This is a genomic window from Pseudoalteromonas sp. A22 (assembly GCF_018141345.1).
Classification (GTDB): Bacteria; Pseudomonadota; Gammaproteobacteria; order Enterobacterales; family Alteromonadaceae; genus Pseudoalteromonas; species Pseudoalteromonas maricaloris.
The window spans coordinates 1,804,484-1,819,426 of record NZ_CP047238.1; the positions used below are offsets into that span (position 1 = coordinate 1,804,484).

General features: G+C 42.5%; 11 protein-coding genes. 6 read left to right on the plus strand and 5 right to left on the minus strand.

All coding sequences use genetic code 11. The annotated features are described in order from the left end of the window. Nucleotides 1-152 precede the first annotated feature (152 nt). From apbC to GSF04_RS12955, 3 genes are all read left to right on the plus strand, one after another. On the plus strand, nucleotides 153-1,256 hold the full coding sequence (gene apbC / locus GSF04_RS12945) for an iron-sulfur cluster carrier protein ApbC (protein ID WP_193521791.1): 1,104 nt from the start codon (nucleotides 153-155) through the stop codon (nucleotides 1,254-1,256). Nucleotides 1,257-1,258: 2 nt separating this feature from the next. Next, a complete protein-coding gene (gene dcd / locus GSF04_RS12950; protein ID WP_010371648.1) occupies nucleotides 1,259-1,843 on the plus strand; it encodes a dCTP deaminase in 585 nt (194 codons plus the stop codon). Nucleotides 1,844-2,465: 622 nt separating this feature from the next. Continuing rightward, the gene (locus GSF04_RS12955) at nucleotides 2,466-4,931 is read left to right on the plus strand and encodes an EAL domain-containing protein (RefSeq protein ID WP_211859726.1); all 2,466 of its coding nucleotides are present in this window, start codon (nucleotides 2,466-2,468) and stop codon (nucleotides 4,929-4,931) included. Here the strand turns inward: GSF04_RS12955 and GSF04_RS12960 are convergent. Together GSF04_RS12960 and GSF04_RS12965 are read right to left on the minus strand one after the other, a co-directional pair. Then, nucleotides 4,891-5,679, minus strand: a complete 789-nt coding sequence (locus tag GSF04_RS12960) for a CLCA_X family protein (protein ID WP_211859727.1) — start codon at nucleotides 5,677-5,679, stop codon at nucleotides 4,891-4,893. The genes GSF04_RS12955 and GSF04_RS12960 overlap by 41 nt on opposite strands. 9 nt (nucleotides 5,680-5,688) lie before the next feature. Further along, on the minus strand, nucleotides 5,689-6,333 hold the full coding sequence (locus tag GSF04_RS12965) for a tRNA-uridine aminocarboxypropyltransferase (RefSeq protein ID WP_349251740.1): 645 nt from the start codon (nucleotides 6,331-6,333) through the stop codon (nucleotides 5,689-5,691). Nucleotides 6,334-6,398: 65 nt separating this feature from the next. On the opposite strand from GSF04_RS12965, the gene GSF04_RS12970 reads away from it, so the two are divergent. Beyond that, nucleotides 6,399-6,743 carry an Hpt domain-containing protein gene (locus GSF04_RS12970; RefSeq protein ID WP_039495682.1) on the plus strand — a complete coding sequence of 115 codons (345 nt, stop codon included), beginning with the start codon at nucleotides 6,399-6,401 and terminating at the stop codon, nucleotides 6,741-6,743. 188 nt (nucleotides 6,744-6,931) lie between these two features. Then, complete coding sequence (locus GSF04_RS12975) at nucleotides 6,932-8,146, plus strand: pyridoxal phosphate-dependent aminotransferase (protein WP_211859729.1); 1,215 nt, start codon at nucleotides 6,932-6,934, stop codon at nucleotides 8,144-8,146. 227 nt (nucleotides 8,147-8,373) lie between these two features. Here GSF04_RS12975 and GSF04_RS12980 read toward each other — a convergent pair whose 3' ends face one another. Beyond that, nucleotides 8,374-11,544 carry an efflux RND transporter permease subunit gene (locus GSF04_RS12980; protein WP_211859730.1) on the minus strand — a complete coding sequence of 1,057 codons (3,171 nt, stop codon included), beginning with the start codon at nucleotides 11,542-11,544 and terminating at the stop codon, nucleotides 8,374-8,376. A 5-nt stretch (nucleotides 11,545-11,549) separates the two neighbouring features. Continuing rightward, the gene (locus tag GSF04_RS12985) at nucleotides 11,550-12,725 is read right to left on the minus strand and encodes an efflux RND transporter periplasmic adaptor subunit (RefSeq protein WP_211859731.1); all 1,176 of its coding nucleotides are present in this window, start codon (nucleotides 12,723-12,725) and stop codon (nucleotides 11,550-11,552) included. A 236-nt stretch (nucleotides 12,726-12,961) separates the two neighbouring features. On the opposite strand from GSF04_RS12985, the gene GSF04_RS12990 reads away from it, so the two are divergent. Beyond that, complete coding sequence (locus GSF04_RS12990; protein WP_010371625.1) at nucleotides 12,962-13,210, plus strand: YkgJ family cysteine cluster protein; 249 nt, start codon at nucleotides 12,962-12,964, stop codon at nucleotides 13,208-13,210. Between the two features lie 251 nt (nucleotides 13,211-13,461). On the opposite strand, the gene rsmF is transcribed toward GSF04_RS12990, so the two are convergent. Further along, nucleotides 13,462-14,901, minus strand: coding sequence for a 16S rRNA (cytosine(1407)-C(5))-methyltransferase RsmF (gene rsmF, locus GSF04_RS12995; RefSeq protein WP_211859732.1), 1,440 nt, complete (start codon nucleotides 14,899-14,901; stop codon nucleotides 13,462-13,464). Nucleotides 14,902-14,943 lie beyond the last annotated feature (42 nt).

Consider the following 14,943-nt stretch of genomic DNA (forward strand, 5'->3'; position numbering starts at 1 on the left):
GTTGATTATTCACCGAGTTAACACTTGAATGGACAAGTGTGCTTAGTGACTCACCTTAGTTCAGACCATGAACCGCGAATTGACTGGTTTTAATGAGTTGAATGTTACATAATTCCGTGGCTATTTTCATCACCCAGAGGAGTTTAATTTGTATGTTTGGACTGGAAAAATGGTTTGCCAAGGGAAAAAACACCAAACAGGCAATCATTGAGCTTTTAAATGGCTATCGTAGTGCCGCATTACCAGTGGGCATTGATGCAAATTGGGTGATCAAAACACAAGAATCAAAGGCGCAAATTCAAGTACAAATAAATTTTCCATTTGCCATCCAATGCGACCAAGATGTTGCTAGTTATCTACAGCAACACTTAGGCAAGCCCGTTGAGGTGACATCGAAAGTCGTTGTTGTCGGCAGACCAAAATTTAAAGCCATTAAACATATTATTCTTGTTGCCTCAGGTAAGGGCGGGGTGGGTAAGTCTACCACTGCGATTAATCTGGCGTATGCGCTACGTGCTCAAGGTGCGAAAGTTGGTGTGCTAGATGCTGATATTTATGGCCCTTCGCTACCTAGTTTACTGGCTCTTGAGGATGAAAAACCTCAGGCGAAAGATGATAAAACCCTACTGCCAATTGAAAAGTCGGGTATTAAAGCTATGTCTATCGGCTTTTTGGTCCCAGCAGAGGACGCCACTGTTTGGCGAGGACCAATGGCTTCTCAAGCGCTTACTCAATTGTTAAATGAAACGGATTGGGGTGAGCTGGATTATCTGATTGTTGATATGCCACCAGGCACAGGAGATATCCAACTTACTATGACGCAAAAAGTGCCAGCCAGTGGTGCGGTGATTGTCACTACACCGCAGACCTTGGCGCTAGCAGATGCACAGAAGGGCATCGCGATGTTTGAAAAAGTGCAGCTCCCTATTTTAGGTTTGGTCGAAAATATGAGTTACTTCAATTGTGAGCAATGTGGTAGTCGCAACCATATTTTTGGTCACTCTGGTGGCACCACGCTGGCGAGTCGCTATGGTGTGCCTCTGCTCGCGGAAGTACCGCTTAACGAACAGATCAGAACAGCAACGGAGCAGGGCGAAGATATCATTGCCACAGTCCGTGAGCCTAATTCAGAAAGTAAGACTGACAATCATGGTATAGCAGATCACTATGTTGATTGTGCCCAACTGGTTGCCAGTATGTTATATTACCAATCAGACTCAACATCGGGTGTTGAGATTGTGATGACGGAAGACTAAGAATGAGATTATCGGATACCCATATTCGAGAAGCGATTGAACAACAACGCATAATCATCGAACCTACACCTAAGCCAGATATGATTTCAGGCGTTACTGTGGATTTAAGACTGGGTAACAAGTTTAGAGTGTTTCAGGACCATGCCGCGCCTTACGTTGATCTCAGTGGCCCTAAAGATCAGATCAATGCCGCGATGGAATCCATCATGAGTGACGAAATTGTGTTAGAAGATGGCCAAGCGTTTTTCTTGCACCCTGGTGAGCTGGCGCTGGCAATGACGTATGAAAAAGTAACGCTACCTGCCGACCTTGTTGGTTGGTTAGATGGCCGCTCGTCGCTGGCTAGGCTAGGTTTAATGGTTCATGTTACTGCGCATCGTATTGATCCCGGTTGGTCTGGAAACATCGTATTAGAGTTCTATAACTCAGGTAAGTTGCCTTTGGCACTTAGGCCAAACATGAAAATAGGTGCGATGAGCTTTGAAACGATGACAAGTGCTGCGCAATTCCCTTATAACGAGCGTAAAGACGCCAAATATAAGGATCAAAATAGTGCGGTTGCTTCGCGTATAAGTGACGACAGTTAATTGAATAGGTGGGCGAGAGGATTTGTGTGTAAATAGTTGGCCTATTACAAACAAATCTGACGCTTAGCTTGGGAATAACAGCTGCTTGAGCACAAGTTGTTATTCCGAGTTTAGACTAGTCCCTCAACTTACCTAAACGGCATGCCATCTTTACATTTTTGATTCCCCATCAAATAGCCATAACGATTTAAATTCAATAATATTTTTGCATTTGCTTCGATCCAAACCATACTTATTGTAATGCGTTTTTTATGTTGTCGGCGAAAGCGTCATGCGAATGACAGCAGTAGACAAAGTGAAATAGGTATTATACCAATTGAATTAATTCTCTAATCAATTTGAAGGGTGAAATAGCATATTAGCTTAGTTAAAAATTTCTCATTTAGATCAACTAAATAGCAAAATTTTTGCCTTGCTACTAAAGCTATTTCCTTGCTTCAAAATAGATCATTTACTTAATACAACTGGTATTAGTGCGCGAATGACGTTGCTTCCTGATTTGCAAAGAGAAGCTTAAGGCCAATATTTTCGAGTTGGTGTTTTTCTTGAACGTTAACGCTTGGTTCTTTGCATAACGAATAGGCTGATAAATCACCGTCAAAGTGACTCAAGGAGAATGGGTATGTGGCTTAGCGCTGCTAGGTATGCCACGCTGGTGTTTACGATAATTGTGTGTTGCATCTTTGCGATGTGGGCTACTGCTGAAACGCAGCTGGCCGCAGAAACTGTAGAAGCAAGACCTTTAATTTCAGTAGGCTATGGTGACTTTTCCGAGGCCCAGTTTAGTGTATCGCAAGAAACGGTAATTATTCCAAAGGGCGTTGCGGTTTGGCTTCGAATCACAAGCCTCGTTCGCGATGATCTGTCAGACCAAGTGCTAACAGTCGCACGTCCATCCATGGGTAGTGTGGAGTTTTTTACCACAGACCCTATTGGAAAATTAACTCAAATTCCCGCAAGTAACAATCATACATCGTTATCCCATTTTTCACCCCACCTGGTGATTGATGCAAATAGCCATATTGAGACGATCATTGTTAAAGTTCAATCACCCTATGTTTCCTTGTCAAGAGTGAGTATTGAACCTTATGAAGTTTATATAGAAGATACCAATGCTCATCTATTTTTAACTGGGTTGTTTCTGGGGGTAATGTTTTTATTGAGTATTTTCATGCTCAGTACCGGTATCATTTCGAAACGCGCAAGCCTGCTTTCGGTTGGTGGTTATTTGCTGTCATTAGCCTGTCTTTACGTCACCCATAAAGGACTCGCTGATATCTTTTTCAGCTACCAAAATAGCATTCATTTTTTACATTACAGTGGCAGCTTTGTGTGTTTTGCACTCGGCTTCAGCCTTTTGTTTTTTCATCATTTCCTTACTAAAAATAGGCTTGATAGAAAGATAAAGCTAACCATCAAGACGACCGCATATATCTACTTACTCAGCGGTGTCATTGTGGCGTTTGCGAAAGTGGATTTACCGTTTGCACTTCAGTCCATAATGGTTATTGGTGCAATTGTATTAAGTACGATGATTTTGGTAAGCCAAGATAAAGACAGTCGTAAAGAAGTCTATTTTTGCTGCGCAATTTGGTCTCCTATGGTGGCGGTACTAATTGGCTTTGCTGGGAGTCAATTAATACAGCCAAGTGAGCAGATATCAATTGTAAACCATGTGTTGATCAGCCTACATTTAATGCTCTTACTACTGTTTGTGGTTTGGCATGATGCGGAAAAGCGGCGTATGTATATTCATTATGCTGAGTTTGATAAAGAGACTGCACTGCCCAATAAATTCGCCCTGTTTGGTTCGCTCGCTAAGCTTGAGGAGCAAAATAAAGCGCATACATTGTTGCTTTTTAAACCACTGATCCTGCCATCAATAAGACTGAGTTTTGGCTTAACCTTTGCAAATCAGCACATCAATAAGTTATTCAAAGAGGTCTCTGAGCAAATCAATACTTATGGTAGCGCTGCCGTTGCAAATAAAGGAAACACACCTATTTACCGCCTAGAAGACCAAGTGTTTGCCATCGTGCTTGATGGTAAAATAGAGGTCAGTCAAGTTGAGCAATATGTATGTATTTTATCAGCTGTATTCGAAGAAGGGGTTGGCTATAAAGACACGCAGATTGTCGATAGTCTAGAGGTTGGGGTTGCGAATTATCCAATGCATGCAAAATCCACAGAGAAGCTTATCCAGCGTGCGCTGCAGGCTCTTAATACTAAGTCACACAATGGTCAACGTTGGCATCTATTTGATGTTGAAAGCTCTATCTCGACTGAGCGACAATTAAAGCTCACCTCGTTTCTTAAAAGTGCGATAGAACATGAACAGTTCAGTTTATTCTTTCAGCCGCAGGTAGACCTCAGGACTGGCAGGGTATTTGGCTCGGAAGTGCTACTGCGCTGGCTTCACCCTGAACTTGGTTACATACCACCTGACGAATTTATTCCGATTGCGGAGTCTTCAGGGCAAATTTACGAGATCACCGAATGGGTGATTGAGCATGCGCTTCATTATCAAGCCGAGATAACCAAGTTATTGCCTGAGCACGTTATTTCAATCAACGTATCAGGTCGTGACTTGAGTAGAAGAGAGTTGTCGGTACAGCTTATTACGCTTATCAATGAATTATCACTCGCACCTTCTCAAATAATGATAGAGATCACGGAATCTGTAACGATAGGAAAAGAAGCAGAACTTAAAGGGGTGTTAGATGATTATCGTTCAATCGGCGTAAAGGTGGCGATAGACGATTTTGGTACTGGATATTCGTCACTTGCATATTTGAGTAAACTTGGATTTGATGAACTTAAAATTGATAAAAGTTTTGTGATGGATATCGAGACATCTAAGAGCAACCAAACAATATGTAAAGCGACGTGTGATATGGCGCACAGTTTAGGCTCAAGGGTGGTGGCTGAAGGGGTTGAGGATATCAATAGCTACATTCGTTTGCAGGCCTATGGCTGCGACTTTGCACAGGGCTATTTTATTTCACGTCCGTTGCCGCTCACTGAATTTAAGAGTTGGCTAAGTAAAGTCACCTATGCCGGCGATATAAAATCTTTCCTAGTTCGCTGAAGTAGTGAAAAATGGGCTCAGCGCATCGTTCTCTATGTTTGCGCTTTGGGTAAATCCCCAGTTTTTCTTGCTCTGAACCTTTAATTCCCGCGGCCAAAAATGAATTTGATATATCGCTGTGGTAGGCAATAATGGCCTCGAACATCCGAGCTGTTAGCTCCTCGGGCAGTGCGTAATAAATCTGTTTGTTTGCGCTATCGGCAATCTTGGCGGTATGAAAATACCGATTTGGTTTTTGATGTTGTTCATCTAGAAAGGTATGCGCAAAAAACGTTGCTAAAGCATTGTTCAGAGGGTGTAATACGGTTTCGGTAGAAAGTAACCAAGCTGATGATGTAAAAGACTTTTTTGGCTGAGTTATTAAATGCTGGCAAATATAGTGATCAAATGCATGCCACCATTCGTGGGCAAGTGCGCCACCACCAGCATTTTTTGCCAAGGCGAGTGTTCTTGTATTTGCTGCGTAATGCGCTTGAACACCTTGTTGACCGCCTGTGCCAAAATCAAAATTAAGTGTTCCCCGAAGGCCAATGACTTCTGGTGGTACTTGTAGTATTTGGGCTAGATCTGCGAGGGCATCATAAATTAAATTGGCGGATAAACGGGTTTCTTCGGGCGTAACCCAATGACCAATGGTCATGGTTTTAAAGCCAAAGGTCTGTTTGATTTCACTGAAATCAACTTGATCGCCGAATCGATAATCGGGTCCTCGACGAGTGTATCCGCGCTGTAGTCTCGAGCTTGGCATTTTCTTCCTTTAATATCGAGCCTTAACATCATCAGGCATTCGCTTCATCTGCTCTTTCACCATACCAGCTTGAAGTTTGTAGAGAACCGAAGTTTCGCATTGATCTACAATCTCGAGAAATTGAGCTGCCGCTTCAAGTGTTGATAAACTGTATTCATGTTTAGATTTACGAATAGTATATTCACTTGCATTGACCGAATCGAACTGGAAACTGGGCAACTGGCTTAGCCACGGATTGAGTTTATAAAGCTTAGTGGCTTTCTTCCAAGTACCGTCCAATAAGATGATGGCATCAAGCTTTTGAGAGTGGTTATACTCTGTAGTTAAGGTCTTAGCGTGGCTGTTTGGGTAGAGCAATGCAACATGGTTTACGTTGCAGAAGTTAATCAACTCTTCAAAGTCACTGGTATTTTCTCCAACATACAGTGCAAAACTGTCTAACTGCAAGGCGAGGAGCTTTGCGGTATTTTTGGCGACTTTTACTTCGCTCGGGTGCTGCATGATAATAACTTGAGTCGCATTTGCTATCACGTTACCAATATAGGAGCATACGCAAGTTTTTGTGGGAAACTGACAGACTGGACAGGTATTACGTTTCATGTTTAATGAGGTGTTTCTAAATATAAGTCGTATTTTATCATATCTTGCCCGCATTTACTTTGCACAAGAAACCAGATTTGGCTAGCATAAGTAATAGAATATTAAATTTAAGGAAAATTATGAGCATCGTAATAGATGAAGGTGCCCTAGAAAACATGCAAATGTTACTGGGCGAGCAATTCGAAGATACGGTTCATTTTTGTTGTTCTGAATTCGAGCGGTTAGAATCGGAGTTGATGCTGAATTTGAATCAGGATCAAGAAGCTGCCATTCGTCATGCTCACAGTTTGAAATCTAATGCTGCCCAGTTTGGAGCTGCTAGTTTGAGCGATTTGGCAAAGACGATTGAGCATGCCCTCATGCAAGGGGAGCAGGATATTGTTGATGACTCTATTGAGAAGCTGGCAGCACAAGTTGCAGGTTCAAAAGCGAAACTGCAGCAGTGGGTGAGTGCTCAATCTTAAATCCGGCATCAGCCAAAGAGCGGAAATGAGGTCGTTTATACGGCCTTTTTTATTTAAAATTGCGCTTATTTATCCCACTCTAATCACTTCATTTTGTAAGTTGCTTTTTTGAAGCATAAAAAGTTATCACAAGCATAGAATTTTGACGGCATTGTGATATATGCTTGAGCAAAATGAGGGGGTTATAGATGCTACAAATAACAAAAAGTAATAAGCTCAACGGGGTGAGTTACGATATTCGTGGTCCAGTATTGGATCAAGCAAGAAAAATGGAAGACGAGGGCATGAAAGTCCTCAAATTAAATATTGGTAATCCGGCGGCATTTGGCTTTGATATGCCAGAAGATATGCACCGAGATATCATAAAAAACTTATATTCTGCACAGGGGTATTGCGACTCAAAAGGATTGTATTCTGCCCGAGTTGCCGTGTATCAATATTATCAGCAAAAAAGCTTTCCCAATATTAGTGTCGATAACATCTTCATTGGCAATGGCGTCAGTGAATTGATCCAAATGACCGCACAAGCCTTACTCAATGATGGTGACGAAGTGTTGATCCCCGCACCAGATTATCCGTTATGGACGGCCGCTGTTAAATTATCAGGCGGTAATCCAGTGCATTATCTTTGTGATGAAGAGCAAGACTGGTTTCCAGATATCGAAGATATCAAGCGTAAAATCACAAGTCGGACAAAGGCATTGGTGCTGATCAACCCAAATAATCCGACCGGTGCTGTATATGACAAAGCATTGCTCGAAGCATTAATTGACGTTGCCAGAGAACACAAGCTATTAGTACTGAGTGATGAGATCTACGAAAAGATTTTATATGACGATGCGGAGCATTTTTCAATTGCGAGTCTTTGTGATGATATCCCAGTTATCACGTTTAACGGCTTAGCAAAAACCTATCGTGCGGCCGGGATCCGCATGGGCTGGATGGTGATCAGTGGTAAGCATTCAGTGATGCGGGATTTGATCACAGGCTTAGAAATGCTTGCGTCTATGCGATTATGCGCCAATGTTCCTGCACAGTTTGCCATTCAACAAGCGCTCGGAGGCATACAATCCATCGACCAACTCATTGAACCGGGTGGGCGTTTGTATGAACAGCGTGATATTGCGTTCAAAGGTTTAAACGATATCGAAGGGATAAGCTGTGTAAAGCCAAAGGGCGCGCTTTATGCGTTTCCAAAAGTCGACGTGAAGCGGTTTAATATTAAGAATGATGAGCGCATGGTGCTGGACCTGCTCAAAGAAGAAAAAATTCTACTCGTCCACGGACGTGCTTTTAATTGGCCCAGTGCGGATCATTTTAGATTAGTGTTTTTACCACATAAAGATGATTTACAGCCTGCAATGGATAGAGTAAAGCGCTTTTTTGCGCATTACAGTCAGTAACATCTGTAATACCAATTAGTCTTAATACTTGCTCAATTTGAAGGAGCAAATCTGACGCTAACTGCGTTAAAAATTTCTCATTTAGAATAACTAAATAGCAAAATTTTCGCCTGGTTATCGACAAGATTTTCTCGCCTCAAAATAGATCACTTAATTAAGCGAATTGGTATAAAAAATAAAAAAGCTCGGAAGTTTCCGAGCTTTTTTGTGGGCTAGTAATTTGTTACTTAGTGAGTATTAGAATTTAGCTCCGGTGTCGTTTGTTGGCTATCAGCCGAGTCTTTACCTTTAAACCATTTGCGGCCAACGCGTTTAACATCTTCAAGTGCCACATATTGACAAGGGATAAGTACTAGGGTGATCACCGTGGCAAACAACACACCAAACGCAAGCGATACCGCCATTGGAATGACAATTTTAGCTTGCAGGCTGGTTTCCATAATGATTGGTACAAGTCCGATAAAGGTGGTCAACGAAGTGAGCAAGATTGCTCTAAAGCGTTTACATCCGGCCTCGACGGCCGCGGCTTTTAAATCGATACCTTCTTCGCGTGCTTTATTGACAAAATCCACCATAACCAAAGAGTCGTTTACCACAACCCCTGCCACGGCAATAATACCAAAGAACGACAAACTACTCATTGTCATTCCCAATATCATATGACCGAATACCGCGCCGACCACACCAAATGGGATCACAGACATGATGATGACAGGCTGAGAATAAGAACGTAGTGGAATTGCCAGTAGTGCGAAGATAATCATTAATGACAGGGCAAAGTCACGAATTTGCTCAGCAACACTGTCCATTTCTTCTTGTACGCGACCCGCCACTGCACTCTGAACGCCAGGGTAGTTCTTTAATAGACTAGGAAGATATTCGTCACGAACCTGTTTTGCTATCTCAAATGGTTGGGCGATTTCGGTATCAACTGATGCCCAAACATTAATCGTGCGTTTGGCGTTTTCACGGCGAATTCGGTTAACACCATCAACCAATTTTACATCAGCCACTTCTACCAACGGCACTTCTGCACCTTGAGGCGTTAAGATACGCACGTCCTGAATGTCACTAATGGCATCACGATGTTCTTTAGGGTAACGGATCATTACTTTGATCTCCTCACCATCACGTAAAATACGCTGTGCTTCAAGGCCGTAGTAACTGAAGTTTACTTGAGATGCAACATCCGCCAATGTCAGTCCAAGGCTATACGCTAATGGTTTAAGCTCAAGCTGCACTTCATCGGTTGCTGATTGCATAGAGTCATTGATATCACCAACACCTTCAATAGTTGCTAGCTTGTCTTTTAGTTTCTGTGCGACTTCGCGAAGCTCTTCTTTGTGTTTACCTTCTAATCTAAAGCTAATATCTCCGTCATCACGACCACCATTCATGATGCTATCTTGAATGTTTAGCGATTTAACACCAGGCAGTGCAGGCATTGCATCACGCCAGCGGGCGCTGAGTGCAAAGGTATCGATTGGGCGTGCATCTGGTTCAACCAAGATCACCATAATATTTGCGCTTGTGCGGCCATTCATATTCACCATGTAATCACGGATCATTTTCTTGCCATACTCAGCCTCAATTTCTTTGTCGACTTTCAGTACCATTTGCTCAATTTTTTGAATTGACTCAAGCGTCGCGTTTTCTGACGAAGATAAGTTCATATCAATCGAGATACGTGGAAAATCATGTGGGATTTTTGGGTTAGCAACAAACTTCACTAAGCCACCAGCAAACATCCCCGCGCTGACAATTAAAATGGTTAAAAAGCCAACGATAACGGTATAACGGTAGTGAATACAGCGTACAATGAATGGGCGGTACGTGTTTTCAATGAAAGATTGAAGGCCGCTATCCATTTTTTCCCGGAGGCGATGGAACGGATTTTTAGGGTTGCTTGGTTTGTCTTTCATCGCTGCTAAATGCGCAGGTAAAACCAGCTTGGATTCAACCAAAGAGAATAGTAAGCAAAGAATTATTACGCCACCAATTGCTTTAGAAAATGCTGCCGTTGGGCCGGTTGCTAATGTTTGCGGTAAGAAAGCAGCAACAGTAGTAAGCACACCAAAAGTGGCTGGGATAGCAACACGCTTTACACCACGAACGACATTATCGAGGCTATGACCATGTTTTTCTATTTCTGCATGGGCGGATTCACCGACGACTATCGCGTCATCAACGACAATCCCCAACACCAAAATAAAGGCAAACAGTGAGGCTAAGTTAATCGTTACGTCTAAATAACCCATTGGCATCATTAGAAATGCACCTAAGAAACTAACTGGCAACCCCATCATGACCCAAAATGCTAAACGCACACGTAAAAATAGAGCAAGCATTAGCATAACTAATACGCCACCTAACGCCATATTTTCTAGCATCATGTTAAGGCGGCCATTGAGGTAATAGGTCAAGTCAATAAAAGGCTCAAGTTCTACGCCTTGTGGTAATGAGCCTTTCTTTGCCTCAAGATAGTTCTTAATGATATCTGCAACTTTGGTGATGTCTTGGTCTTTTGACGCGCTAACTTCATAAACCAGTGAGTTCTTACCATTGTATTTAGAGTATTGAAGTCCTTCTTCAAAGCCATCGTTAATAGTGGCGACATCGCCTAAGCTAACCTGTGCGCCGTCTGGTAGTGTTAGTAAGGGGAGTTTTCTAAACTCGTCACCGCGATAGGCTTGATTTTCAACTCGCATTGAAATATAGCCATTTTCGGAGCGAATTTGACCGGCAGACATGTTCGCTGAGAAGCTCTTTACAGCATCCGAAATCGCTCTAAAACTTAGGCCGTACTCGCGCATTTTATCCGGGCTTATCTCAACCGAAATTTCGTAGTTCAGGCCACCATCAAAACGCACAAGGTTAACGCCGGGTAACGACAGCATTTCTTCATGAATGCGATTACCAAGCTCTTTAAGATCATGGGGACTTAAATCGCCATTGAGTGACAACCACATCACTTCTTGGGTTGCCTTGTCGTGACGTACAATAGGGCGTTCCATTCCAGATGGGAAAGTTGAGACGGAGTCCACTTGCATCTTGACTTCGTCGAGTACCTCTTTGGTGTTGTACTGCTCGTCTACTTCTATCCAAGTTTGCGAGTAACCGCGATTAGAGTAGGTGATCAAGCGTTTGATCCCTTCGAGACCTTCCATGGATTCTTCGATCTTAATCGTGATCCCTTCCTCGACCTCTTGAGGTGCCGCGCCCGGATACACAGCTTGAACACTTATCCAGTTACTATCGTATTGTGGAAACATTTGCTTGCGGATCGAAAACGCGGTAAGCAAGCCGCCCACAATAATAAATATCATCAATAAGTTTGCTGCAACTGGGTTACGTGCAAACCAAGCAATTAAGCCTTTTTCTGTGCTTTGACTATGCATAAACCTTACTCCTCTTTGAGCGCCAATTGGGTGTTAGCGCTTTGCGAAGGAGTATTGTCTGTACGTAGTTGCATTCCTTCAGAAGGATAGTCCAGCGCTGAAGTAATGACCTGTTGGCCTGACTCAACGCCGTTATCAACGACGACCATGCCATTGTATTCTCTAATAATATTGACCTTTTTGTAGCTCAGCTTGTTATCATCATCCAATGTTGCAACGCGACCTTCTTTCACTAAGTGATGAGGAAGCATAGTGGCATTTTGCACTAACAAACCTTGAATATCAGCATTGATATAAGCGCCAAAACGTAGTGGTTTTGCGTTGTTGTAATAAGGCTGTTCGACTTGAGCAACAAGGTAGGTCATGCGACTTTTGTTATCGATAACACCTTCACTGCGGACGATCTCGCCTTTCCAACTCATCGGTTGACCAGCGACTTCTGCTGTGATCACGACATCGGTGCCAACACCTTGTTGCGGTAAGTATTTCAATTCATTATCGGCAACAGGGAGGCGTACTTCCGCAACAGATGTCGCATTGAGTTTACCAAAGCCATTACCGGGATTGACTACACTACCAAGGCTTACGGTACGAGACTCTATAATCGCATCGTAAGGCGCTCTGATGTAAGTACGCTCCAAATTTCGGTTCGCTCTTTTCACTGCAGCCTGAGCAGCTTTAAAGCTTGCTAACTTTTCAGCGAGCTGAGGTTTTCTTAAATAGAGCTCGGAAGGTATTTTTTCGTTAGCGTTTGCTTTAATCCTTTGCCATTCTGCTTTTGCTACTTGCACCTGAGCTTGTTCTATTTCTAGTGCTGAGCTGGCTTGTGCTAAAGCCGCTTCAGCTTCAATCAGCGACGCTTCATAGTCATTCGGGTCGATGCGAGCAAGCACGTCGCCTTCTTTGACAAAGCCACCTTTGACAAACTTGTCAGACAATGAAATGACTTGACCACTGACCTGAGCAACAAGCTCAGTACTGTATTTTGGCATCACGATACCGTATGACGATACGTTAAGCTTAACTTGGTCAATATGAATAGGTTGAACCTGTACGAGAGGATGTACTATTTCTTCTTTCTTCTCTTCTGGAGGTTGTTTCATTGCAGACATGGCAACAGCCGCTGCAATTCCCACCGCAAGAACGGCAATTGGTAGAATTATTTGTTTTTTACTAGCCACGTTAAAATCCTTCCTGTTGAATGATTTTTAATGACCCAGATTAACGGCTCTAGATCATCGATAAGCTTAAGAATACGCGAATAATTATGTCGAGGTGTTTAAATCCAGACTGAATATGTAACAAAGCTTTGCGTACCTAAATTTATCGTTACATTCTTAAAAGCGATTGATGCTTTTACGTGTAGTCGATTTTTCGATAAAATGCACCACTTATTGTCAAAATTGCGAGAAACAGAATGGATTGTAGGCTTGGTTGTGGCGCTTGTTGTATAGCACCAAGTATTTCAACCCCCATTCCCGGTATGCCAAATGGTAAACCTGCGGGGGAGCGGTGTATTCAACTAGATGAAAATAATCTGTGTAAACTGTTTAACCAGCCAGAGCGCCCACAGGTGTGTTTGCAATTTAAGGCAATGGAAGATGTGTGCGGTGACAGTAATGAAGCAGCGATGCAGATCATCACAGAACTCGAAATGTTGACCTAATTAGCCTGATAAAAAAACGCCCAGAAACTTACCTGCTAAGTTCTGGGCCTAGGGAAAGGCTCAAGATTGAGCCGTGCGCTAACTAAAAACACCTTCTAAGACTGTAGGGAGAAGTAGAAAGTACTGTTAAGTTTAGTTAACCTTTCATTCTTTTTACAAATAAATGAATGATTTATTAAGTTTATATAAAACAAAGAGTTGTTATTTATATTCATAATTGGTCTTAAAAATATCAAAAGGGTATATTCAGGTTATACCCAAGTTATCAACAGGCCGTCTTTAATTAAATCCCGAGGCAAACTGTTTTTAACTTTATTCTTTTGCCATTTTCCTAACCCGATGGCACTGCCACATAGCGTGAGGATCACCTCTCCCGTTAGTTTGGTAACTTCATCTAGGCGTATATCCTTGCCATTAAAGTAATCTTTTGCTTGCTCTTTTGTTAGTGCTAAAGTGTTTTTAGACGCTAAGTGACCGAAAGTAGTGGCAAACTCATGCTCTAATCTTACCCCGTTTTTATGGGTAGTACCGATTAAAATCCCTATACGAGAATATTTGATCTTATCTTGGATTGCTTCAAAGTTGTCAGGAAATAGCCACACCTCTTTATCGCGCTGCATCAACTTACCGTCAAGTTGGGCAATACCAAACTGTTTTTTTAGGACGGATAACAATAGTTGAGTGGTTTTCTTGTCTAGTTCTTCAAAAGGGAAAGCCCCTTTTTTCTGTTTTGGGTTTTTAACGGCAACAGAGTGTAACTTCTTAAATCGAGCAATGAAAAACCCTTCGCTATCATATAGCTGAGGCCACACATGCAAGTATCCTTCGGACGTTGTTGCTTTTTCAGCACCTTCAAATAAGGTCGACAGGTTTTCGACTGCTACTGCTTGAGGATAATTATCAATGAGGTGTTGGCATACTTGCTGATTTTCCAACGGTGTTAATGTGCAAGTTGAATACACTAAGGTACCACCTGGCTTTAAGGCTTGAAATGCGCTGTCTATCAGTTGCTTCTGCACTTGTGCAATTTCAACATTAGACTCAATTGACCAGTTTTTAAGGGCGTTTGGGTCCTTTCTAACAGTGCCTTCTCCAGAGCATGGCGCATCAAGCAAGATGTTATCAAAACATTCATGCATATAATCGCCAAAGATACAGCCGTCAAAGTGAGACAACGCAACATTTCGTATGCCCATACGTTTCATATTTGCTGCAAGCGCTTTGAGTCGAGATGATGATAGCTCATTAGCGATTAGTACGCCGCGTCCATCCATATAAGCCGCGAGTTGCGAAGTTTTCGAGCCCGGTGCTGACGCCATATCCAAATTAATATCATCACTGCAGATAGTCGATTTAAGTGCTGTTGGCGGCAACATAGAACTTGCTTCTTGGACATAGATGCAGCCACTTAAATGGATATCTGTGTTGCCGATAGCAAGATTAGTTTCTTCTTGTTCACTTCTTGATATCCAAAACCCTTCCTCACACCATGGGATCGGCTCTGCCTGCCAATCACTTTTTTCGCAGTAGGCTAAGAATTCCGTGATAGACATTTTTAGGGTATTGACTCTGACTGCTCGGCGTAAAGGAGACTGGCACTTATCTATAAAGTCTTCGATGCTAAGGTGATCTGGTAAGTAGGTTTTTATGTCGTCCAGAAACGCGCTGGGAATATAAGTTGATTTGTCCACGCAGTTACTCAAGTTATAAGCTTTCTCTCATTTTACACTTTC